General features: G+C 61.1%; 24 protein-coding genes. 14 read left to right on the forward strand and 10 right to left on the reverse strand.

From position 1 onward, the window contains the following. Together F624_RS0116420 and F624_RS0116425 are read right to left on the reverse strand one after the other, a co-directional pair. A partial coding sequence (locus tag F624_RS0116420; protein ID WP_019575415.1) for a phosphatase PAP2 family protein occupies positions 1–772 on the reverse strand: 772 nt, incomplete at its 3' end. Beyond that, complete coding sequence (locus F624_RS0116425) at positions 769–3,174, reverse strand: heavy metal translocating P-type ATPase (RefSeq protein ID WP_005303896.1); 2,406 nt, start codon at positions 3,172–3,174, stop codon at positions 769–771. The genes F624_RS0116420 and F624_RS0116425, both read right to left, overlap by 4 nt. Before the next feature lie 85 nt (positions 3,175–3,259). On the opposite strand from F624_RS0116425, the gene cadR (F624_RS34130) reads away from it, so the two are divergent. Next, positions 3,260–3,679: a Cd(II)/Pb(II)-responsive transcriptional regulator gene (gene cadR, locus F624_RS34130; protein WP_005303894.1), complete on the forward strand. Its 420-nt coding sequence runs from the start codon at positions 3,260–3,262 to the stop codon at positions 3,677–3,679. A gap of 211 nt (positions 3,680–3,890) precedes the next feature. Here cadR (F624_RS34130) and F624_RS0116435 read toward each other — a convergent pair whose 3' ends face one another. From F624_RS0116435 to F624_RS0116445, 3 genes are read right to left on the reverse strand one after another with little or no spacing between them, the layout of a single operon-like run. Further along, entirely contained in the window at positions 3,891–5,807 is a 1,917-nt protein-coding gene (locus F624_RS0116435) for a cytochrome c/FTR1 family iron permease (protein WP_019575417.1), read from the reverse strand. Positions 5,808–5,855: 48 nt separating this feature from the next. Next, on the reverse strand, positions 5,856–6,950 hold the full coding sequence (gene lspA / locus F624_RS0116440) for a signal peptidase II (RefSeq protein WP_019575418.1): 1,095 nt from the start codon (positions 6,948–6,950) through the stop codon (positions 5,856–5,858). Beyond that, positions 6,947–9,349: a heavy metal translocating P-type ATPase gene (locus F624_RS0116445; protein WP_019575419.1), complete on the reverse strand. Its 2,403-nt coding sequence runs from the start codon at positions 9,347–9,349 to the stop codon at positions 6,947–6,949. Before F624_RS0116445 ends, lspA begins: the two co-directional genes overlap by 4 nt. 85 nt (positions 9,350–9,434) lie before the next feature. On the opposite strand from F624_RS0116445, the gene cadR (F624_RS0116450) reads away from it, so the two are divergent. From cadR (F624_RS0116450) to F624_RS33485, 8 genes are all read left to right on the forward strand, one after another. Then, positions 9,435–9,875 carry a Cd(II)/Pb(II)-responsive transcriptional regulator gene (gene cadR / locus F624_RS0116450; RefSeq protein WP_031255281.1) on the forward strand — a complete coding sequence of 147 codons (441 nt, stop codon included), beginning with the start codon at positions 9,435–9,437 and terminating at the stop codon, positions 9,873–9,875. Between the two features lie 63 nt (positions 9,876–9,938). Continuing rightward, on the forward strand, positions 9,939–10,451 hold the full coding sequence (locus F624_RS0116455) for a hypothetical protein (RefSeq protein ID WP_031255282.1): 513 nt from the start codon (positions 9,939–9,941) through the stop codon (positions 10,449–10,451). 142 nt (positions 10,452–10,593) lie between these two features. Beyond that, positions 10,594–12,063: an alkaline phosphatase D family protein gene (locus tag F624_RS0116460; protein ID WP_211224161.1), complete on the forward strand. Its 1,470-nt coding sequence runs from the start codon at positions 10,594–10,596 to the stop codon at positions 12,061–12,063. Between the two features lie 8 nt (positions 12,064–12,071). Continuing rightward, the gene (locus tag F624_RS33470; RefSeq protein WP_019575424.1) at positions 12,072–12,404 is read left to right on the forward strand and encodes a hypothetical protein; all 333 of its coding nucleotides are present in this window, start codon (positions 12,072–12,074) and stop codon (positions 12,402–12,404) included. A 70-nt stretch (positions 12,405–12,474) separates the two neighbouring features. Then, entirely contained in the window at positions 12,475–12,762 is a 288-nt protein-coding gene (locus F624_RS33475; protein WP_051107434.1) for a hypothetical protein, read from the forward strand. 457 nt (positions 12,763–13,219) lie between these two features. After that, positions 13,220–13,519, forward strand: coding sequence for a hypothetical protein (locus F624_RS0116470; protein ID WP_157443496.1), 300 nt, complete (start codon positions 13,220–13,222; stop codon positions 13,517–13,519). Positions 13,520–13,794: 275 nt separating this feature from the next. After that, complete coding sequence (locus F624_RS0116475; RefSeq protein WP_055400842.1) at positions 13,795–14,256, forward strand: hypothetical protein; 462 nt, start codon at positions 13,795–13,797, stop codon at positions 14,254–14,256. Positions 14,257–14,693: 437 nt separating this feature from the next. Then, complete coding sequence (locus F624_RS33485; protein ID WP_169426621.1) at positions 14,694–15,437, forward strand: phosphatase PAP2 family protein; 744 nt, start codon at positions 14,694–14,696, stop codon at positions 15,435–15,437. Here F624_RS33485 and eptA read toward each other — a convergent pair. The 5 genes from eptA to F624_RS36515 form a co-directional block, all read right to left on the reverse strand. Further along, positions 15,419–16,978 carry a phosphoethanolamine--lipid A transferase EptA gene (gene eptA, locus F624_RS0116485; protein ID WP_031255287.1) on the reverse strand — a complete coding sequence of 520 codons (1,560 nt, stop codon included), beginning with the start codon at positions 16,976–16,978 and terminating at the stop codon, positions 15,419–15,421. The genes F624_RS33485 and eptA overlap by 19 nt on opposite strands. Before the next feature lie 322 nt (positions 16,979–17,300). Continuing rightward, complete coding sequence (locus tag F624_RS0116490; protein ID WP_019575430.1) at positions 17,301–17,822, reverse strand: hypothetical protein; 522 nt, start codon at positions 17,820–17,822, stop codon at positions 17,301–17,303. Positions 17,823–17,839: 17 nt separating this feature from the next. Further along, the gene (locus tag F624_RS32600; protein WP_019575431.1) at positions 17,840–18,490 is read right to left on the reverse strand and encodes a DUF421 domain-containing protein; all 651 of its coding nucleotides are present in this window, start codon (positions 18,488–18,490) and stop codon (positions 17,840–17,842) included. A gap of 144 nt (positions 18,491–18,634) precedes the next feature. Continuing rightward, entirely contained in the window at positions 18,635–18,958 is a 324-nt protein-coding gene (locus tag F624_RS36395; RefSeq protein ID WP_084679543.1) for a double zinc ribbon domain-containing protein, read from the reverse strand. A 64-nt stretch (positions 18,959–19,022) separates the two neighbouring features. Then, positions 19,023–19,436, reverse strand: a complete 414-nt coding sequence (locus F624_RS36515; protein WP_425387311.1) for a hypothetical protein — start codon at positions 19,434–19,436, stop codon at positions 19,023–19,025. 607 nt (positions 19,437–20,043) lie between these two features. Here F624_RS36515 and F624_RS0116505 point away from each other — a divergent pair. The 5 genes from F624_RS0116505 to F624_RS0116525 all read left to right on the forward strand — a co-directional run bounded on the left by F624_RS0116505 (position 20,044) and on the right by F624_RS0116525 (position 22,950). Then, positions 20,044–20,544, forward strand: a complete 501-nt coding sequence (locus F624_RS0116505; RefSeq protein WP_019575434.1) for a DUF6328 family protein — start codon at positions 20,044–20,046, stop codon at positions 20,542–20,544. Between the two features lie 87 nt (positions 20,545–20,631). Beyond that, positions 20,632–21,423: a vWA domain-containing protein gene (locus F624_RS0116510; RefSeq protein ID WP_019575435.1), complete on the forward strand. Its 792-nt coding sequence runs from the start codon at positions 20,632–20,634 to the stop codon at positions 21,421–21,423. Positions 21,424–21,576: 153 nt separating this feature from the next. Continuing rightward, the gene (locus tag F624_RS34140; RefSeq protein ID WP_084679544.1) at positions 21,577–22,065 is read left to right on the forward strand and encodes a DUF4124 domain-containing protein; all 489 of its coding nucleotides are present in this window, start codon (positions 21,577–21,579) and stop codon (positions 22,063–22,065) included. 127 nt (positions 22,066–22,192) lie between these two features. Further along, positions 22,193–22,456, forward strand: a complete 264-nt coding sequence (locus F624_RS0116520) for a hypothetical protein (RefSeq protein WP_019575437.1) — start codon at positions 22,193–22,195, stop codon at positions 22,454–22,456. Between the two features lie 47 nt (positions 22,457–22,503). Beyond that, on the forward strand, positions 22,504–22,950 hold the full coding sequence (locus F624_RS0116525) for a hypothetical protein (protein WP_019575438.1): 447 nt from the start codon (positions 22,504–22,506) through the stop codon (positions 22,948–22,950). Positions 22,951–22,952 lie beyond the last annotated feature (2 nt).

Consider the following 22,952-nt stretch of genomic DNA (forward strand, 5'->3'; position numbering starts at 1 on the left):
AGCCACCAGCGTTCGCCAAAAAGCTGAATGCCGCACCCGGATTCAGGACATGAACGAGGTTGAAAAACGGGGTGATTTCGACTTGCTCACCGTAGGCAAACGTGCGGATGATGGCGAACTTCGTGAGCTGATCGGTCATGACAGCACTGGCGGCCACGGTGAACCAGACCCAAGCCGATGTGCGGCGGGCCGATTGCCACACAGGGGCGGCCAACGGCAGCAACCACCCGGCGAGTGCCGTGCAGCTCCATCCCAGCGTCCACCCCGCCAACACATCGGCCGGAAAGTGCATTCCGGCCGCGATGCGCGACCAGCCGACCAATGTGGCGTACAGCATTAAACTGAGACGACCACGGCGGCCCATCAAAGGCCAGAGCGCGCCGACCACCATCGCGGCATAGGTGGCATGCCCGCTGGGCAGGCTGTAGTGAAGCTCTTTGTCCCCGATGACGCGCGCCAGGTCGCCAAGGACGGCAGGCGGGCGTGGAAAGTCGAACCATAGCTTCAAGGCGGTGGCGACCAATAACGCCAGCAAGAAGGCCGCGCTAAAACCAATAAGGCGATGCCGAACGGCCGTACCACGCGCCGGGTTTGTAGCCGATTTCGACCACCACCACAGACCCAACAGCATCAGCGGCGCTGTCCAGTAACTTCCCACGAGGCCAAAGAACCATGCCAGTGGTTTCAGCGTGGCGGGCGTGCCTGTGTTGATGGCTTGAAACAACGCGATGTTCAGGCCACCCCAGTCATAGAGAAAGAGTTTCCAGCTCATCGGCGCAACAACCTCAAGCCGTTGCCGACAACAAGCAAGCTGGCACCCATATCGGCGAACACAGCCATCCACATGGTCGCGTGACCCGTGAAGGTGAGCACCAAAAATACCGCCTTGATGCCAAGGGCCAGCACAATGTTTTGCATCAGCACCTGTGCTGTCGCACGCGACAGGCGCACGAAGGTCGGAATCTTGCGCAGGTCATCGTCCATCAGGGCCACGTCGGCGGTTTCAATAGCGGTATCTGTGCCCGCCGCTCCCATTGCAAAGCCAATGTCCGCACGCGCCAAGGCCGGTGCGTCGTTGATGCCATCACCGACCATGCCAACCTTGCCGTTTCTGGACAATTGCTCCACTTCGCGCAGTTTGTCGTCGGGCAGTTGGTTGCCTTGCGCGCGGTCAATGCCGGCTTGTGCGGCGATGGCCTGTGCCGTGTGGGGGTTATCGCCGGTCAACATCACGGTGTTGATGCCCAGAGCATGCAGCTCGGCGATGGCTCTCTTGCTGCTGTCCTTGATGGTGTCCGCAACGGCGAATAAGCCATGTACCCCTTTTGCGCCCACCAGCATCACGACGGTCTTGCCTGCGGTTTCCAGCGCTGCGATGCGCTGCTCCAGCTCTGGTGTGCACTGCCCCAGCTCTTCCAGCATCCGGTGGTTGCCCAGATGGTAGGTCTCCCCGTCGATTTGGCCTTGCACACCTCGACCGGGCAGCGCGCTGAACTCGGCCACGTCGAGCAAGGCAACCCCATCCCGCTGCGCAGCCTGCGCCACCGCTTTGGATACCGGATGGTCTGAGCGGGCCGCCAGACTGGCAGCGATGCTGCGGCTATCCGAGGCGAGTGCATGACCCCATGCGACAAAATCGGTCTGAGCAGGCTTGCCGTGCGTGATTGTGCCGGTCTTGTCCAGAGCCAGCCAGCGCAGCTTGCGGCCTTCTTCCAGATAGACACCGCCCTTAACGAGAATGCCGTGGCGGGCAGCGGCGGCCAAGCCGCTGACGATGCTGACCGGCGTGGAGATCACCAAGGCGCATGGGCAGGCAACCACCAGCAGAACCAGTGCACGGTAAATCCAGTCCATCCATGCCGCGCCCATGAAAAGCGGGGGCAGCAGTGCGACGGCGATGGCTAGGGCGAACACGAGAGGCGTGTACCAACGGGCGAACTGATCGACAAAACGCTGGGTCGGCGCACGGCTACCTTGTGCAGCCTCTACCGCGTGAATGATGCGGGCCAAAGTGGAGTTGCTGGCCAAGGAGGAAACGCGGTACTCGAAGGAACCGGATTCGTTGATCGTGCCCGCAAACACCGGATCGCCGGGGGACTTCTCGACCGGGAGGCTTTCGCCCGTGATCGGGGCTTGGTTGACCGTGGAGCGTCCGTCTAGCACCTCGCCATCGAGCGCGATGCGCTCACCCGGTCTGACCCGGACTCGGCTGCCAATGGCGATTTGCTTGGCGCTTGCCTCTCGCCAGGTGCCGTCAGGCTGTTGCACCGTGGCCTGCTCCGGGGTCAGGTCGAGCAGTCCACGGATGGCGTTGCGGGCGCGATCCAATGACTTGGCCTCGATCACCTCGGCCAGCGCGAAGAGCACCATCACCATCGCAGCTTCGGGCCAGTGGCCGATGAACATGGCACCTGTGACAGCAATGGACATCAGGGCGTTCATGTTGAGGTTACGGTTCTTGAGCGCGATCCAGCCCTTCTTGTAGGTGGACAGGCCTCCCGTCAAGACCGCTACAAGCGCCAGAATGACGACCGACCAATGATTGCCGTTGTGGAACCAGTAGACCGCTTCGGCCGCTGATGCGGCGATGAGGGAAATACCGAGTGGCCACCAGTTGGTCTGCGTTGTCACAGGGGACGCCGATGGCGACGCGGCCATGGCCTTGTCCTCGACCTGCGCCTCGAATCCGAGCGCTTGTAGTGCCACAAGCACATCCGGCAGAACCCCGTCAGCATGGCGTACCGACAACGTGCGCTGCATCAGGTTGAAATCGAGACCGGTAACCCCGGCCACGGTGCCGAGCTTGTTGCGGATCAATGCTTCCTCTGTCGGACAATCCATCTTGGCAATGGACAGCTTGGTTGTCTGCCCAGCCGACGCCTCATCCATGCGCACAGCTTGCATGCCGATGGCCTTCAGTGCCTGTTCAACGGGAGACAGCGAAGGCAATTCGTGCTGCACGGTCAAGGTACGCTGCATCAGGTTGAACTCAAGACCAACCACACCCGCCAGCCCAACCAGCTTGCCTCGGATCAGCGCCTCTTCCGTGGGGCAATCCATGTTCTCGATGCGGTACACCGCTTGAGCCGATCCGGTTGTCGGCGGGGCTTGTGTCGTGGGTTGCATGATCGGCCCAGCCGAGCAGCCACACGCCTTTGAAGCGCATTCACTCATGGATAACTCCTTCAAATCTTCTGTACAACCTCCATTAAAAACTCTATAGTTACTATAGAGTCAAGTGATAAATGGAGATTGAGGCATGGAAATCAGAATTGGCGATCTAGCCAAGCGCTCTGGGTGCGAGGTCGTGACCATCCGCTACTACGAAAAGGAAGGGCTGCTGCCAAAGCCAGCGCGAAGCGGTGGCAACTTTCGGTTGTACAGCGATGTGCACATCGAGCGTTTGCAGTTCATTCGTCATTGCCGTTCGCTTGACATGACGCTGAGCGAAATCAGGATACTGCTGGGCCTACGAGATAACCCTGCTCAGGACTGCGGCGACGTCAATACACTACTGGATGCCCATATTCGTCAGACCGAAGATCGCGTCGAAGCGCTGTTGCAATTGAAGCGGCACTTGCTCTCGCTGCGTGAAAAATGCTCGGGCGCTCGACGAATAGAGGCATGTGGCATCTTGCAAGGTTTATCAGATTGCAATCATCCGGGATGCAACGCATAGCATGAGTTGTTTCGCACGCCGACATTGGCCTGCGATTTTGGATTCGTGAGCGGCCTGCCTAATTGGCATCGGAGAAGGTCGTGCGGCTGACTTCTGATATTCCGTGCAGTCGTCTTCTGAAAATGACAACAATCGACTCTATTCTGACGTTTCGAGATGGGCTATCCTGACATCAGGTTAGGGTATAGCTCAAGCAGACACATGCCTTGAGTCAACCTTGAGGCGACACTATCTGGCGTTTCGAACGCAAATTGAAAGCGAAGGCGACTAGCGCCGTGAACAGTACGGCGAGTTGAGCCAAGAGTGTTTGCCACGATGGATGAATGCCCAGCAGGTCGATGCGAGGAATTGCGATTGGACTAGTGTGCAGCAATCCGGCTTCTTGAAGCCCCGCGATGCCCTTTCCTGCTAAGACCACGGCAAGTACGGCCACCAGTAGCGAGCTGGCAGCGAAAAACTGACCAATCGGCAGACGCGCACTGGTACGCAGCAGTATGATCGCAAGTAAGGCCAACAGTACAATGCCGGTGCCCAAGCCTGCCAGTAAGGGCCAGCCATTCCCCTCTGTCCAGAGCGCGGCAAAGAACAGCACTGTCTCGAATACCTCGCGATATACGGCGACGAAGGCCAACGAAAACAGGAACCATGCCGTGCGCTTATTGAGTGCAGAGGACAACTTTTCCTTGAGGTAGACCTGCCAGCGACCGGCAACGCTCTTCTGGTGCATCCACATGCCGACGCCGAGCAGTACCACGGCGGCAAAGAGTGACGAAAAGCCCTCAGTTAGCTCCCGGCTTGCCCCGCTGACGCCGACCAAGTAGGTCGCTACTGCCCATGTTATCCCGCCAGCCGCCAGCGCGACAATCCAACCAGCATGGACGTATACCACCACGTCCTGCCGTTCGGCCTTCTTGAGAAATGCCAGCATGGCCACCACCACCAGCAGGGCTTCCAAGCCCTCACGCAGCAGGATGGTTAACGCACCGACGTAGGCCGCCACGGCATCGTCTTCGGAGGGGGCAAGCACTTTGTCCGCTTCATCCAGCAGTCCCTGCAAACGTTGCTGGGCCGTCTGAACGTCAGTGGGTGCGCCTTTAGCAACCAAGGCGCGATAAGACACCATCGCGGCTTCGATCTTCTCGAACAGCGGCCGATTGCGGGTGGCCAGCGCGGGTTCGACTGGCTCGAAGCCATCGAGATAAGCAGACAAGGCCAGCTTGGTCGCGCCTGCGCGGTCGCCAGCCAGCAATGCCGTCACACTCTCGCTGAGTTTGGCCTTGGCAATCGCGGTGCCCTTCGGGCTGTTGACGGTCAGCGCGTTCGGGTTGGCGCGTAAATAGGCGGTAAGGGCTTTGGCGGATGGCACATCCAGCTTGTCCGCCAAGACATGCTCGGAGGTTTGCGTCAGCGCATCCAGACTGGCGACCGTCTGGCGAACCTGCGCATTGGCTTGCCAGAGCTTGGCCCCTTCGTCCTTGTCGCTTTGCGCATAGGGCAGTGTGCCGACAAAGAACGCCAGTGCCCAACGATCTTCATCCGACAACGCGCCAAAGCCCTGCATGGCGGTGCCTTGGACACCGTTGCTGATAATCTGGTGCAGCGCGAACAAGCTGCGCTCACGCGCCCGCGTGTGATCGGCCAGCGCGGTCGGCTTGGGGTTCAGGGATGCCGCCAGAGGGCCGTCACCGCGCCCTTGCTGACCGTGACAGGCCGCACATTGCGCCTGAAACAACTGTCCTCCCTTCGCCAAGACCGGCATCGCAGTCGGCGCGACTGGAAACGGATACGTCTTTTGCACCGCACTGGACAGCGCATGCGCCAGTTTCGCCACGCTGACCGGATCGGCCTTAGCAGCTACCGCAGCACGCAACGCGGACGCTTGTTGCAACAGGATGCCCTTATCGGTCTGGTCAGGCAGTTCTCCCAGTTGACGCTCGGCTGTAGCGGCAAATTCCTGCATTTCAGCGTACTCCGACGCTTTCAGCACGGCACCGTTGGCGACCGCGCCGCCGTAATCGACGGCGACGTAGTCCAGAAGCTGCCAAATCTGTTTGGCTTTGAGTTCGGTGGTTTCGGCTGCGTAGTTTGGCCCGCCAATCAACGCACAAGTCGCCAACAGCAAAGTCATCAGCCAGCGATAGGTTGCTCGGCAAGTCATGGAAATTCTCGGATTATATCATTGTGAATGATTATAATTCTCATTTACGCCGGTGTCCAGTGCCTTGCCTTGGGTCAACATCTGCATGATGAGCAAAGCAGCGCCCGATGTGATCGCCACATCAGCGAGGTTGAAGGCGGGCCAGTGCACAAGCTGCCAATGGAAGTCGAGGAAATCGACAACCGATCCACGCAGCACACGATCCGCGACATTGCCGAGCGCGCCACCAAGGATCAGGCTGTAGCCCACCGCTTCGAGGCGTGGCCGCTGCTGGCACAGCATGCGACCCAGCCAAGCAGAAACGACCAGACCCAGCGTGATGAAAAAGTAACGTTGCCAGCCGCCAGCGTTCGCCAGAAAGCTGAATGCCGCGCCGGGATTCAGGACATGGACGAAGTTGAAGAAGGGCGTGACTTCGACCTGTTCACCGTAGGCAAACGTGCGGGTGATGGCGAACTTTGCGAGCTGATCGGTCATGACAGCACTGGCGGCCACTGCGAACCAGACCCAAGTCGATGTGCGGCGAGCCGATTGCCACACAGGGACGGCCAGCGGCATCAGCCACCCGGCGAGCGCCGTGCAACTCAATCCAAGTACCCACCCCGCCAGCACATCGGCAGGAAAGTGCATTCCGGCTGCGATGCGTGACCAACCGACCAATGCGGCGTACAACACCAAGCCGATGCGGCCACGACGGCCTATCAAAGGCCAGAGCGCGCCGACCACCAGCGCGGCATAGGTGGCATGCCCGCTGGGCAGGCTGTAGTGTCGTTCGATGCCCCCGATAACGCGCACCATGTCGCCAAAAACGGCAGGCGGGCGTGGAAAGTCGATCCATAGCTTCAAGATGGTGGCGACGAGAAATGCCAACGCAAAGGCCACGCTAAAGACTCTGAGTCTGTACCGGATGGCATCGGCCCGCGTTGGGTCAGGTGCCGACTTTGACCATCCCCACATCGCCAAGAGCATCAGTGGTGCAGTCCAGTAGTTGCCTATCACAAGGTTGAAGAACGATGCCAGCGGTTCCAGCGCTGCAGGTGTGCTCATGTTGATGGCTTGGAACAACGCGATGTTCAAGCCACCCCAGTCATAGAGAAAGAATTTCCAGCTCATCGGCGCAGCAGCCTCAAGCCATTGCCAACGACGAGCAAGCTGGCCCCCATATCAGCAAACACAGCCATCCACATGGTCGCGTGACCCGTGAAGGTAAGCACCAGGAATACCGCCTTGATGCCGAGGGCCAGCACGATGTTTTGCATCAGCACCTGCGCCGTCGCACGCGACAGGCGCACGAACGTCGGTATCTTGCGTAGGTCATCGTCCATCAGGGCCACGTCGGCGGTCTCGATGGCGGTGTCCGTGCCAGCAGCTCCCATGGCAAAGCCGATGTCCGCTCGTGCCAAGGCCGGGGCATCGTTGATGCCATCGCCAACCATGCCGACCTTGCCGCTTCGGGCCAATTGCTCAACTTCGCGCAGTTTGTCGTCTGGGAGCAGATTGCCTTCTGCACGGTCGATCCCGGCTTGTGCGGCAATGGCCTTTGCCGTGTGGGGGTTGTCGCCGGTCAGCATCATGGTGTTGATACCCATTGCATGCAACTCGGCGATAGCTCTCCTGCTACTGTCCTTGATGGTGTCCGCTACCGCGAATAGGGCATGAACCCCCTTTGCGCTGACCAACATCACGACAGTTTTACCTACGGTTTCCAGCGCCGCGATGCGCTGTTCCAGCTCTGGCGTGCTCTGCCCCAGCTCTTCGAGCATCCGGTGGTTGCCAAGATGGTAGACCTCACCGTTGATTTGGCCTTGCACACCCCGACCGGGCAGCGCGTTGAATTCGGCCACTTCGAGCAAGGCAACCCCGTCCGTCTGCGCGGCCTGTGCCACCGCTTTGGATACAGGATGGTCCGAGCGGGCCGCCAGACTGGCAGCGATGCTGCGACTGTCCGAGGCGAGCGCATTGCCCCATGCGGAAAAATCGGTCTGTGCGGGCTTGCCGTGCGTGATCGTGCCGGTCTTGTCCAGTGCCAGCCAGCGCAGCTTGTGGCCTTCTTCCAGATAGACGCCACCCTTGATGAGAATGCCGTGGCGTGCAGCGGCGGCCAAGCCGCTGACAATGCTGACCGGTGTAGAGATCACGAGTGCGCACGGGCAGGCGACCACCAGCAGAACCAATGCACGGTAGATCCAGTCGAGCCATGCCGCACCCATGAACAGCGGCGGCAACAACGCGACGGCGATGGCAACGCCGAATACAACGGGGGTGTACCAGCGGGCGAACTGATCGACAAAACGCTGGGTCGGCGCACGACTCCCTTGAGCAGCCTCGACCGCATGAATTATGCGGGCCAGTGTGGAGTTGCTGGCCACGGCGGTGACGCGGTACTCGAATGAACCGGATTCGTTGATCGTTCCCGCGAACACCGGATCACCGGGGGATTTCTCGACCGGCAGGCTTTCGCCCGTGATCGGGGCTTGGTTGACCGTAGAGCGGCCTTCCAGCACCTCACCATCAAGGGCGATACGCTCCCCCGGCTTCACCCGGACGCGGCCGCCGAGGGCGATTTGCTTTGCGCCCACCTCGCGCCATGTGCCGTCAGCCTGTTGTACCGTGGCCTGTTCCGGGGTCAGGTCGAGCAGGCCACGAATGGCGTTGCGGGCGCGATCCAACGATTTGGCCTCGATCACCTCGGCTAGGGCGAACAGCACCATCACCATGGCCGCTTCGGGCCAGTGGCCGATCAACATGGCACCCGTGACGGCAATCGACATCAGGGCGTTCATGTTGAGGTTGCGGTTCTTGAGCGCAATCCAGCCCTTCTTGTAGGTGGAGAGGCCGCCCGTGAAGACCGCGACGAGCGCCAGAACGACGACCGACCAATGATTGCCGTTGTGGAGCCAGTAGACCGCCTCGGCCGCCGATGCAGTTACCAAAGAGATGCCCAGCGGCCACCAGTTGGTCGGCGTGGTCAAAGGGGAAGCGGATGGCGCGGCCTCGGCCGTGTCCACCACCTGCGCCTCGAATCCAAGCGTTTGCAGAGCCACGAGCACGTCTGGCAGAGCCTTATCGGCGTGGCGTACCGACAGCGTGCGCTGCATCAGGTTGAAATCGAGATCGGCAACCCCGGCCATGGTACCGAGCTTGTTGCGGATCAACGCCTCTTCGGTCGGGCAATCCATTTTGGCAATGGACAGCTTGGTCGTTTGCCCGGCCGACACCTGATCCATGCGCACGGCTTGCATGCCAATGGCAGTTAGCGCCTGCTCAACGGGAGACAGCGAAGGCAGTTCGTGTCGAACGACCAAAGTACGCTGCATCAGGTTGAATTCAAGACCCACCACACCCTCAAGCCCGCCCAGCTTGCTTCGGATCAGCGCCTCTTCCGTGGGGCAATCCATGTTCTCGATGCGGTACACCGCTTGAGCCGATCCTGTTGCCAGCGGGGCCGGTGCCGTGGGTTGGGTGATCGGTTCGACCGAGCAGCCGCACCCCTTTAAAGCGCATTCGCTCATGGGTAACTCCTTCAAATTATCTGTTCAGACTCCATTAAAAGCCCTATAGTAACTATAGAGTCAAGCGATAAATGGAGATTAAGTCATGGAAATCAGAATTGGCGACCTCGCCAAGCGCTCTGGTTGCGAGGTTGTAACCATCCGCTATTACGAGAAGGAGGGGCTGCTGCCAAAGCCGGCACGTAGCGGAGGCAACTTCCGGCTGTACGGTGATGCGCACATCGAGCGTTTGCAGTTCATCCGGCATTGCCGTTCGCTCGACATGAGGCTTGCCGAAATCCGGACATTGTTATCCCTCCGTCAAATGCCGAAGCAGGATTGCACAGAGGTCAATTTGTTACTCGACGCTCATATAGCAAACATTGAAGAGCGGATTAATGACTTAACAAACCTGCGAACTCATTTATTCGCGTTGCGAGGAAAATGCGCTGGTATGCGCCCCACTGAGTCTTGCGGCATTTTGAATGGCTTGTCGCGTTGCGACTGTCACTCGCAAGTGCAGAATATCGAAACGGAGACTGCCTAAATTGCCGCTTCGTAGAGCTAAGAAGGAGCTTCAGGGTTAAATACGTTCAAAAGGAGAAGTGAAATGAAACAAGCCATTCGGTCCATGATTTTTGTTGTTGCCTCTTTGGTTGTGGCGGGTCCAGTACCCGTTTTTGCACAGACCACAAAGCCTTCCCCGGTGCAACCAAGTATTCCCAATGTGCAAGAGTTCGATAAACAACTTTCTCAAGCACAAGAGAATATGAAGTTGATGCAGGAGCAAATGGAAAAAATCCGCCAAACTCAAGATTCACAGGCGCGGCAGAAACTTCTACAAGATCATTGGGCAACGATGCAGAGCAACATGCAGTTGATGCATGGAATGTGGGGGGCGAGTGGAGGCGCTGGCTGCTGCATGCGAGGCTCTGCCATGGGCCCCGGAATGATGATGGACGGGCCCATGATGGGATGGGGGCATATGGGCGGCTACTACTCGAAACTGACCCCGGAACAACAAAAGCAGCGCCAGTACATGACGGATCAATATATGCCAATGCAGCAATTCATGATGGATCACATGATGCAACACAATCAATGGATGTGGCAGTCCCGGTAATCGTTATGGCTGCACGGGCCGGAGGTGGTCGGAGATAAAGTTGACACCGAGAGCTGTTTTGGGTAGCGCCGGTTGAGGCCGCAGTCTCTCACCTCCTCGCATGCGCGGCGGCGTTCTTTCCGGGCTATGAGAACAGCTGGGAGTGTGTGTCGCTTCGACCGCTGCAACCGCCTTAGCGTGCTTTATTTTCCGTTTTCTGAGACGACCCCTGTTAGCGCGGGGCGCCGATGAAAATCAATGTCGGCTTTCCGCCATCGTCGTCACCCCGGACAACCTCGATCCGCCCCTCCTGGTTCCCGCCGATGGTCAGGAGGCCGTGCCGGCGCGGCTGTATTCGCAGTTCGGCCATACGGTCTGGCGATACGACTTCCGTCTCCCTTCGCGCGAGAACGCCGCCTACCGTTTGGGCGATGTCATTTTTCCGGTGGCTGCAGACCTTTCAGGAGATGTGCGGATCGCCTACGTCTCTTGCAATGGGCAGGAGTCCGAGGCGGATCAACCGTCGAACGAACGCAACGCGATGTGGCGCCGTCTGGCGGCCGAGCACGCGCGTACGCCGTTCGCCCTTCTTCTGCGCGGTGGCGATCAGCTCTATGCCGACGAAGTCTTTCAGTCGCATTTCGCCCTCGCTCGATGGGCGGCGAACGCGAGGAAGGAAAAGACAGACCACGTGCTCAGCGCAGATATGCGCATGGCGGCGGAGAGTCACTATTTCCACCGCTACCTGACGCTCTACGCTCAGCCGGAAATCGCCCATTTGAATGCCCGAGTGCCGTCGCTCATGATGTGGGACGACCATGACATCTTCGATGGCTGGGGTAGCCTTCCGGAAAAACTCCTCGATGGCCAGGTCGGTCGAGGCCTGTTTGATGTCGCGCGGCGCATGTTCATGCTGTTCCAGCTCGGCGCAACCGATGAAATGCCCCCGGTCGGAGGGGATGAGAGCCAACGCCAAAGTCTGACCCAGGTCGTCCGCTTCCCTCGGTTCTCCGTGATAGCGCCCGATCTTCGCTCCGAGCGCCGGCCGACGCGGGTGATGGGCCCTGCGGGCTGGACCGCATTCGAGCGCGCGCTCGCGCAAACCAATCGCGACGACCGTATTCTGGTCATGTCAAGCGTGCCGGTTCTCGGCCCGCGGTTCAGCTGGATCGAGAAATTGCTGGACGTGCTCCCCGGCGTCCAGAAATACGAGGACGACATGCTCGATCAATGGCAGAGCCGGTCGCACCGTGCGGAGTGGCAGCGAATGCTGGAGACGCTGCAACGTCGCGCCACCGAGGGCCAAAACCCGGTCACCGTCCTCTCGGGCGAAATACATCTCGCCACGCGGGGCGAGATGCGGTTCACCGACGGAACGATCCTGCATCAGCTTGTGGCGTCTGGAATTGCGCATCCACCGCCGCCAGCGTCCTACGCCCGTGTTCTCGGCTATCTCGCGGCGTTGGGCGAGAACCCTTTGCATGGCCAGCCGGTGCGCTTAAAACCTTTGCCCGGCCAAATGCAGATCTATGCAGCCGAGCGAAACTATGCCGTCATGAACCGGCGTGGCCAGGAATGGTCCGCCGAGTGGGAGTTGGAGGGGAGCGGACGTACGCCTGCGATGGCCCTTTGAGGGCGCTCATGACTGAGTGGAAGATCGTCTTCTGCCCCGGTTCGCTTGGAAAAGGCAAAGCGGCCGCCAAGGTGGCCAAGAAGGGCCCTGTCGCCATGAAGCACAACGCCAGGGACGCCTGCAAGGCCGAAGCCAGGGCCGCCTGGGCCGAACGGGAGCAGCGCTACAGGCCAAGCTCGAAGAACGAGGCCGAGCGCACGCGAGGCCAGTCCGACAGGAGAGGAAAAGAAAGCGTTTGCTCGCTGCCATTCGGAGCGCAGACGATGGCGGAGCGGCCTTGCGCGCATTCGCGAAGCGGATCGCGGATACGGGGATCGGCCGCGTTGGAGTATCTGTCGTGACTTCGGCCGCACCCGCCTTGTCGGCCGGGATTGCCGGGCGAATCGTGTACTCACGCCGGGCGCACGCTCGATGCTGTCGGAGGCGGATTGGCGTTGGTTCGAGCGGCAAGCTCACGGGGACTTCGATCATCTGCTGATCGCCATGTCCGCGCCCTACCTGCTCACGCCTGCGCTCCATCACGTCGAGTCATGGAGCGAAGCGGTGTGCGATGGTGCCTGGGGCCGCGCCATGGCCGCCCTGGGAGAGCGCGCGCGGCAGGCCATCGAACTCGATCATTGGGCCGCTTTCCGCAATTCATTCGACGACTCACCGACCTGCTGCGCCGAGCAGGCTCGGGCGAGTGCACGCCCGCGCTAGCGTCGATCGTGGTGCTGGCAGGCGACATACACAACGGGTCAATCGCCGAAGTGCTGTTTCACTGCGCGCCCCCCCATCAACCTCCTACTTACCAGGTTGTTTCGTCGCCCGTACGCAATGCGCTCCGGCGGTGGGAAAGGCTCGCGCTCATGATCGCTGGCTCGCGACCGGCCGCCATGTTGGGGCGAGCGCTCCTCGGCACGGCAGGTCTCGTGCCGCCGGCATTGCGGTGGCGCAAACTCGCCGGGCCCTGGTTCGACAATCGCATCAGCACGATAGAAGTGCGTGACCGCCAGGTCAGCATCCGGGTCGAGCGGGCGGTGGGCGCCGAAGGAGGCCGGGCGGATCTCGCGCCATTGGCTGTGTTCAAAGTGCCTCATCCTTCTGACGGTTTCATGTCCTCATAAAGGCAGATTCTTCGCGAGAGCGACACGCTACACTGGGGCGAACAGCAAACTTGGAGGACAGCCAAATGGGGCATCATCGAGGAGACTACGGTCATGGCGGCCGTGCGACAGGCTTCGGCGAGCCACTCGCCCGACTGCCGCGCGGTGTCAAAGCCGTGCTGGCGCTTGTTGCGCTGCTGGTGGTATTGGCAGGCCTGGCGGTGGTGGTGGCGGCAGTCCTGGTAGTCATCAAGTTGGCGGGCGGTGGCACGTTGCCCGGCGCCCTCCAGAATGCCTGGGAGCTCTTCCAGCGCAACCTTCCGGCGCTGCTGAACTTCTGGAAGGCCGTCCAAGGCCTTGCGGGCAAGTAGCAAGGCCGCCGTCGCATGATTCACATTCATGTGCGCAAGTTTGCGCGATGAAGTCGACGCTTTCCCGCTGTGCGGCAGCCGTGCCCGAACATCGACTGCGCCACGGCACCACCGCCACCGCCAGCATGCCGACCAGCAACGTCCACAATTGATGTTGTCGCTCGCAGGCGGTTGCAGGGGGCACATATCAAGCTTTGCGGTAATCGGATAGGTCTAGTCGGAACATTCCCCGAAGATCTGGCTCCAACCTGACCACAGATCGACCAGGAGATGCAATGAGATGGATTTCATTGGCATTGGCGCTGCTTGTGGCAGCGGCAACCACTGGCTGTGCTGTCTCTCAACCCGGCTTGGCAGTGCCGCCGCCCCTGCGTATTGACGAGGTGGTGGCGATGAGCTTGCGCGGAGAGAGTGATGCAGCAATCATTGCCCAAATCCAGCAGCGAGGCGCTGCTTTCGTGGTGGGGGCCGAGGATTTTGCGCAGCAGCGCGCTGCGGGTGTTAGCGACGGCGTGCTGCGCTATATCCAGGGCCGTAGCGACGGCGATCAGGCCCTCAAGGCTCGCATCCTGTCTGGCCGGTACCAAGTTCCAGCGTATTACGGCAGTTCATACCTGGGATATTCTTACCTCGGATACCATGCAGGACAGCACTACTATGGTGGGAGTTTGCGCGGCTACCCACGGGGGTACGCACACATGCACCACGGGGCCCATCATGGCGGTGGACACCACTGATGCCTGCGCCGTTCGTCGATGCCCGCTCGCTACGGGACGCGCAAGCGCACAAGAGCAAGGCCGGGCAGTCTAGGAAGGCGACCGGGAAGGTTGCCGGTGGTGGATCGTTTCTGGCAACGCCAGCAAATGCTCGTGGCAGGTGAGCCGCGCAAATGCGCTAGTGGACAAATGGCCACGAAGAGGGGTGAGTGGCTGCATCAACGCTCCTGTGCATCAACGTCGAAGGACTCCATCACTTCCCTGAGGCGCTTTGCGGTGACCCGGCCCTTCGTTCCTTAAATCCAACGATGAATCGCACGACTCGACCAGAGATGGGTTGGACTGCTCACCAATGGCAGGCCTGGTCGTTTCCTGCCCTCACTCTCCTAGCTATGCTCGGAGGCGTCATCCTTTGGGATGGAGGCGTCGCACACCTGTCGGCTTGCCCGGCCCAACAGATGGCGTTCCTGGCGGTAAACAGGGGCTCCACGATCCTCCCTGCATGGTTCTGGTACGGTCTGACTGGGTTGGGAGACGCGGCAGTCCTGATGCCGGCGTTGGCGCTCCTGACGCTGCGCAAGCCGCAGGCCTGGGCCGCCGTCGTCGCATCGGTGCCTACAGCAGCGCTGATGTCCGTGCTGGGCAAGCATTGGTCCGCTGGGGCCCGCCCAGCGGCCGTTCTCGATGCGTCGTCATTCACACTCATCGGGGAGGCCTTGCGCTACAACAGTTTTCCTTCCGGCCACAGCATCACAGTGTTCGCGGCGGCCGCGGCGGTTCTCGCTACTTTGCTGCCATCGCCGCGCACGAGCCGCGCCAGACTGCTGCTCGCTGCCGGTGTGACGGTTGCGCTGATGATCGCGCTCTCGCGCGTCGCGGTGGGCGCGCATTGGCTGGCCGATGTATTGGCTGGTGGCGCAGGCGGTTGGCTCGCCGGACTGAGCGGTGCCGCTCTGGCCCGCCGGACCGGTTGGTGGCGCTGGCTCCTGGTCGGAAAGGGGCGCCAGGCAGCCGGCGCGTTCCTCTGTGTGTGGGGTTTGCTGCTGCTGCTTCAGGCGCATCGGGCGAACGGCAACGCAGCCATCCTGGCACTGTCCGGGTTGTGCGGCCTTGTTGCCGGGTTCGCGCTGTTGATCCGCCGCCCCAACCAGGCGGCGGCCGGAACCTGCCGCGGAACATCTCTTCAACGGCCGTCTGACTGAGGTGCGCCGATGGCGTAGATGTCCAGTCGCTTGGCATACACACCGCCGCGCATGTCGAAGGCGCCCATCACGCTGTGGAAGATATTGGCCTGGGAGTGCGCGGTGCCGCGCGCCAGGCGTGCCTCGTCTATTTGCTTGCGACGCTTGAAGGATTCAGACATCCAGACAAGGAACGGCACCTCCTTCTGGACGTCAGGTGCCAACGCGATCGGCGTGCCGTGCAGGTAGAGGCCGTTCTCGCCGAGCGACTCGCCATGATCAGAGATATAGAGCAGGGTCGAGGGGATGCCGTCCAGTCCTTGCAGCAGCCGGATCGCGCGCGCCACAACGTGATCGGTGTAGAGGATCGTGTTGTCGTAGGCATTGACGAGTGATTCGGGGGTGCAGCGATCGAGCTCGACCGACTTGCACACCGGCCGAAAGACCTCAAAAGACGGCGGGACCTTGGCGGCGTATGCAGGGCCGTGGCTGCCGCTCTGATGCAGTACGACGAAGACCTTGCCGCGCTGCGAGCTCCGTATCCGCTGCTCCAGCCCGTGCAGCAGCAGGTCGTCCTGCGTACAAAGGCTTCCGACGCAGCCCGCCTCCAGATCTTTCGCGCGCTCATAGCTCGCCACGCGCATGGGTGGCTCACCCCAATTGTTGCTGCGCCAGAACACGTCGATGCCATGACGCTGCAGGTAACTGGGCAGCAGCTCCTTGGAGCCGGCCAGCCGCAAACCCGGGTCGTCGTGCGAAAGAATGCAAAGCACCGCTTCCGTGGTGTAGGTGGCGCAGGCTGAGGTGTTCGACAGGGCCACGGCACCTGAGACTGCCAGCTGCGGATTCGTCGCACGCCCATAGCCGTACAACGAAAAGTTTCGGGCCCGCGCCGATTCGCCGATCACGAGCACCACGACCGTTTTTTCGTCACTGCCGAAAGTGGCGTCGGGCAGGGGATCCGCTTGCCGCTCAGCCGCCCACTTTGCCGTTTGGTACCGTGCGAGATTGATCGTGTACGACCATGGCAGGATCATTCCGCCGAGTGACCGCGCGTGTTTGTCGATCCATAGCCAGGTGCTTGAAGCAGCATAGATCCAGCCCAGGCCGCCCACCACCGCCACCAGCGCGAATGCGGCAAGGCGGACGCGGCGCACGGGGCGCAAGTCAATCCGAGCTAAAAGCACGCATGGAACCAGCCCGAAGACGGCCACGTAGAGCAGCAGCTTTGGATGCCATAGAGACCAAGCCTCGGCCAAGTCGGTGTTCACCACGTTCCCCATCATGGTTTTGTCCAGCAGCACACCGTACGTCTGGATGAAATACAGCGCGCAAGCGTTCAGGATGGCGCCAGCCATGCACAGCGGTTTGAGCAGTCGTTGCGAGACGAGGCCGGCAAGCGCCAGCAGGGTGGCGGTGACGAACGCCACTACCACATAGAGCGTCCCCAAGGTCAATGCGCCGCTGAAGCTGAGCGTGTCTTGCCTTGCGGCCGCATAACCGTACAGGGGAGCCTGATAAATCGCCGCGTTGAGCAGCGCGATTATCGCGACCAACAGCACGGCATCAGGGCGCGGCCGACGAGCCGCGGCCCGTAGCGTCCTGGTAAGGTGCCCCCGGGTGGGCGTCGCGGGCTCTGAACTCTGAGTCATGACTTCAGGAAACTTTCCAGGCTGATGTTCAACCCCACGATTTAGGCCACAAAAACATGCGCCCTCAGCGGCATCTTTGATGCGGGGGCCTGTATCGCTTGCTGTGATGGTGAAATTAAAGCAAAGAGAGCAGATGGCAAGAATACAGGGGCACGCTACAACCGCGCAACGCACTTCCTGGGTGGTAGGACGGCATCCCGAAATTGCGAAGAGCTGGCGGTAGCGCGTTTACTCAGCCGTTGCGCCCGACGGTATCAGGACCTGACCCCCGGCGTGCCGCCGCCTGCGGATCGTGCCCATGAATCGTGGCCTCCAGTTTCCTCACGGCGCGCCAGGCGGCCGGCCCCGACAGCATGAACAGGACGGCGGCGAGACCGAGGTACAACCACCCCAGCATGGTCAGCGAAGCGATGGCCTTGGCGGCATCCGCGCGATAGACAAAGGCGAGAACGATCTGGACCGAAAAGAGGGCCGCCAGCACGACTGCCGATAGCAGGCTGAAGCGCAACCGGAGCAACAAGGCCACTCCAAATAGCGACTGTGCCGCGGTCAGAAAAAATTCCTCGTGCTGCCGCGCGTCCAGCGGCAACGACGTAATCGCTCCGGCGCCGACGCTCATCGCCAGCGGCAGCATGCCCACCAGCAGGGTCCACTGGTTGATCTTGTCGCTGATCATGGTTGTGAGCCCGCCCTCGGCGCGCCCTGAAAGGACGAACAGGACGGCGATGACGACTGCCGGCGCCTCGCTCGCCAAGGGTGCAAGCCACTGGATCAGCAGGACGATGGCTGCTTTTCGTCCTTGGCGCGATCGTGTTCGCTGTGTTCATGCTGCATTCTTGTTTCGCCCTTCGGTGCGTCCTCGGCAGCGTAGCTTTCCTTGCCGGCGACTTCAAAAGGAAGGCAATCATGCGGCCGCACGTCGTCATCCGTTTTGATCACGCTGATGCTGCCGTCCAGCTCCAAAATTGCGAACGCCACGTCGCATAGGCGAATGATCCCCTGCTTGCGAATCGCGGCCAATAGGTCGTTGTCTGAAACATCGAATTTTCTCATCATCTCATTTTCGACCTTGCCCTCCTGCACCAGCAGTACCGGACTGCCTTCGAGAACTGCGCGCACCTTGACATTTCGCGAGGTAGCGCGATTCAACAGCGAACTGAGAATAACCAGAATCGCGGCTCCAGCGGCCGCGCCCAGCACCGAGTTGTCGTTGCCAATCATCGCGTTTTGCACAACGTTGGAAATCATCAGGACAATCAGGAAATCGAAAACGGTTGCGCTGGCCATCTCGCGCTTGTTGGCAAGCCGGAAAATCAGCAACAGCACGAGGTAAACCAATAGCGGACGCACGAGCTTCTCCCCCCACGACAACTCGGGGAGCAGCATCTGGCGCCATGGGATCGCGAAGAACGTGTCTGTCATACCATCTCCTCAGCCTACTGCGGTTTACTTGTTGCACGCCCGCTGCTGACTTCGACGAGGTAACGCGCGCGGCCGCGTGGTCACCCACCCGACACTCAGCGCAGCACCGTCCACGAAGGACACCGTGCAGCAGTGGCTGGCCCTTTAGGATGCGGCGGGCTTACCGCACCCGGGGCAAAACTTCGCGGCGGGCGGCACGTCGGCGCTGCACGCGGCGCACTTTGTCGCCGTCTGGGCAACCCCGCACTGCGGGCAAAAGCGCGTGCCTGCCGTCACGAACGTGCCGCACTTTGCGCATGCTGCCCCGGGCGGCGCAGGCTGGCCGCCGTAATTGCCGGGAGGCATTCCGCCCGGCGGGGGACCGCCGTAATTGCCGTAGCCGCCATGGTGGCCGCCGCCGTGGCCACCGCCGTGGCCACCGCCGTGATGGCCGCCCATCATTCCACGCAGGTGATCAAAAAATCCCATGAGGACACTCCTTGCAAACGCATCTAACCGAAGAGAAATGACCGGGTGGCCGGGTCGATGCCCTTTAATGTATCCTGCCCAGCAGTTCGAACAGGGTAAGGCGGCGTTCTTTTGGCTCCTGTCCTACGTGTCCGGCGCGAATGGGCACGCAATAGACGGAGAACACCGTTGTCACTCGCGCTTCCAATGCTGCCCTGCGGGTATGACTCATAAAGTGCGCACCCCGCAACTGCTGGGCGAGCCCGAGCAAGAGGCCGCTCGCCAGCGAGTCCTGCAACCAAATGCGCGCTGTTCGGGGGCGACGTTCCGGGATAACAAAGTAGCCTCCGATAAAGGCGAAGCCGGCCGAGGCGTGTCCCGCAGGAAAGCAATGTCCGCCGCCCCCATCGGCCACTGCGCTCCAGTGCGGCACGTAGGGCAACCATCCTCCGAAAATCTTCAGATCCCAAGGGCAACCAGTAAGGCTGAGCCACTTCAAGGCCGAGACGGACAGCGAACACCAGTGGGGTTGTCACAGCCAACTGCACGCGGGACTGCCGATCGAGCCGGCGCAGCGGTCCCACTGGCCAGACCGCCAAGGCCAACCCCGCAGACAGCACCCATGCCGCGCGGCGGCCACCCGTGTGGAGTATCTGAGTCAAGAACCAATGGTCGCGAAGCGGAAATCGTTCCGCGCCCCCCCATGGCGCGTGCGAGCGCGACGTCGAGTGAGGTCGCATCCAAGAGCATCAAGCCCACGAGGACCAGGCCGGTTATGAAAAGCAATGACCGGTCGGACCGGGGCGCAGCAGCCATGGCCGCGATTCTGCACCGCGCGACTGGAGAAAACTTGTCTAAAACAGCAGAGTTGCCGCACCCCCTGCCAAGTGGATGAGACGGAACAGTGTCGTCGCATATGGCGCGAAGATTTGGACTGAGCGCAGGACCGGGCGTTCGCGCGCTATGGTACGGGTCACCGCTGCAGCGCGTCTCGGCTGTGGAGTGCGTGAAGCGCAATCGCGGGCGTGCACCGTCACGTTATGCTAGCGAACCATGCCACTGCAGATACTGGCCCGTCAATGAACCCTGCTTGAACAAAGATCCCCATGAATTCTGAAGGAATTGAGCTAGATCTCGGCAAAGCCGCTGATGCCGTCGTCGGCGTCACCGCCGACGATGACGGTGACCTGACCGACATGCTGGGAGAGCTGCGTGTGTTGCTTCCCAGTGCCCAGTTGCTGTCGGCCTTTCTCATCACCGTGCCGTTCAACAGCGGCTTCGCCAATATCGTCGCTTCGGAGAAGACGGTTTTTCTCGCGACATTCACCCTGTCTATCTTGAGCTTGGTGCTGCTCAGTGCACCGGCGGTGCAGCACCGGGTCATCCGCCCGCTGACCGACCGCGCCGGTTTCAAACGCTTGGCAACGCGGCAGATCGTCGTGGGGGCGGTTTTGCTCGCGATGGCACTTACGTTGGCGACACAATTGGTGCTTTCCACCGTGTTCGGTCACGGGGTCGGAATCGTGTTCGCCTCTCTCACTGGGGGGCTGCTACTCCTTCTATGGTGGGTGCTGCCGAAGGTGTTGCGAGCCAAAGGGCACATGTGACGCCGGACGGAGCCTGAGCCAACTCTCGGGTACCCTGAGATTGGCAACCGGCTATCAGATCAATCGCTGCGCTTCAAGGAGAGCACCATGAACGGCAAACTCACACTCAACTTAGAAAAATCGGCCAGTGTCCTGCGCCTCGCGCTCGACAAGGCCGGCGTGGTCGCAAACGTCAAGGCGGAGACCGCTGCGATTATCGATGTCTCGGGCTCTTTCGAGCACGAGCACGAGGAGGGCACGACCAGCCTCCTCCTTGAGCGGCTCGTGCCGTACTGCGTCGTGCTTGACCCGGACCGTAAGATGGATGTATTCACTTTCAGTTCGGGCGAACCCAGTGCGCACTACGTGGGTAGCGTCACGCCGGAGGATGCCCAAGGCTACGTCACGCGCAACATCGTCGAGCGGGTTCCCGGCTGGAACGGCGGCACGACTTACAGCTTCGTGATTGAACGAGCGCTGGAGCACTTTGGCTGGAAGGAATGCGAGGAGGCCCACCAGACGTCGCAGGGCAAGGGTTTCCTGTGGCGGCTCTTCAACTCGCCAACGCACGACCATGGGCACGGGACGCCCCACACCCACGAGAAAAAGCGCTCCCTGGTGCTCTTCATCACGGACGGCGAGAACGAAAAGAACGACGAAGGCCGCACCACCCGCGTGCTCGAGGAGTCCCAGCGGCGTGGCGACCAGGTCTACTTCCTCTTCATAGGCGCCTGCGAAGACCGGAACGTCAAGTTCGAGTTCGTCAAGACGATCGCGAGCCGTTTCAGGAACACCGGGTTGGTGGTCATCCGCGATCTGGAAGCCTTCGTCGCTCAGTCGGACGAAGAGCTCAATGCGGCCCTGCTCGGGCCGGAGCTGCTGGAGTGGCTGAAGTCTTAAGAGGGACGATCCTAGCGCCTGCGTCGCCACCTCTATGCCCTCGCAGCCACGAAGGGCTTTCGGATCACGGCAACGGCCTGGGCAGTCCTACATCGCCCAGCGGTGACATCTGCATAATTGCCTCATGCACTGGCGCATGGGAAGGATCATGTCATGAGACTCACGCGGATTGCTCCTGGCGTTTTGCTGGCGTATCTTGCCTTGGGCGCCAGTTTGGCACAGGCGACAGAGCAAATTCTCTATAAGTCTGTTCTGCCAGATGGCACCGTGTCGTATTCGGACAAACCGATTCCGGGTACCCGCGCGGAGCCATTAGCGGTCGAACCGCACCCGGCCAATCCCAAGGCAGCTCAGGCTGCCGAAATTTCGGCGGTCAAGCGCCGAGAACAAATGCTGCGCGACTTCGATGCCCGAGCGGCGCGCGCCGCTGAGTTGGATCAGCACATTCCCGTGGCAGCGTCCGTGGCCGAACAGGCCCGAGAACAGGCCCGGCGAGGAGCAGCGGTGCAGGAGGGTGATCGCCAGGGGCGACGGCTCACGTCCGAATACTTCCGTCGTCAGCAGCTCTTGCAGACTGCGCAGGCACAGGCAGAGGTGCGGTTGAACGCACTGGTGCAGCAACGGGCGGCTCTCCAGCCCTAGTCAGAACGCCTGCGCGGCGGCGGTCGGTTACGTCCCACGCACAAACGAGCACATCCCCGACAGCTATCCGACATGGTAGAGCCCTCTAATGAAAGTAACCGGGCCTTTTGTCCGCCAAGGAGTTGCAATGAAACTGCTTATCGCCCTGTTGGCCGTTGCGGGCCTTTCCGGCTGCGTCGCCTATGGCGGCGGCGGCTCGTACGGAACCGGCGCTCATTACGACAACTCGCCCTACTACAGCGGCGGCTACTACCGCAGCCAGCCGTACTACTACGGCGGCACCTATCGGCGCGACACCGACCGCGAGGGCCACCGCGACCAGCGTGATCGTGACGGGGACGGAGTGCCCAACCGCCGCGATGCGTATCCGAACGATCCCTATCGCCGCTGACCTATCCACGCGAGCCCAGTCAACTTTGCCACCAGAAGGCCCCCAAAATGAACCACAAGCTAATCTCACTCGTCGCCGCCTGCTTTGCCGTGGGCAGTACCGCGGCGCTCGCGCTCACCAACGACGAGCACAAGGCCGAGATGAAAAAGGTCGAAGCCACCGCCAAGGCGGACAAGAAGGCCTGCGCAGCGATGAAGGACAACGCCCGGGACATCTGCAAGGCCGAAGCCAAAGGCAGGGAGAAGATCGCCAAGGCCGAGCTGGAGCAGCGCTTCAGGCCCAGCCCGAAGAACGAGGCTGATGTGAAGTCCGCCAAGGCAAATGCCACCTATGACGTGGCCAAGGAAAAGTGCGAGGACCAAAAGGGCGCTGCCCAAGCCACCTGCAAGAAGGAGGCGAAGGCAGCGCACGAGTCCGCCAAGGCCGACATGAAGGCAGAAAAGAAGGCCGAGAAGGCCGTACCTGCGAAGGCGGCAAACGCGAACAAGGGCTAGCG

Origin of the sequence: Curvibacter lanceolatus ATCC 14669 (genome assembly GCF_000381265.1) — a bacterium.
Taxonomy (GTDB): Bacteria; Pseudomonadota; Gammaproteobacteria; order Burkholderiales; family Burkholderiaceae_C; genus Curvibacter; species Curvibacter lanceolatus.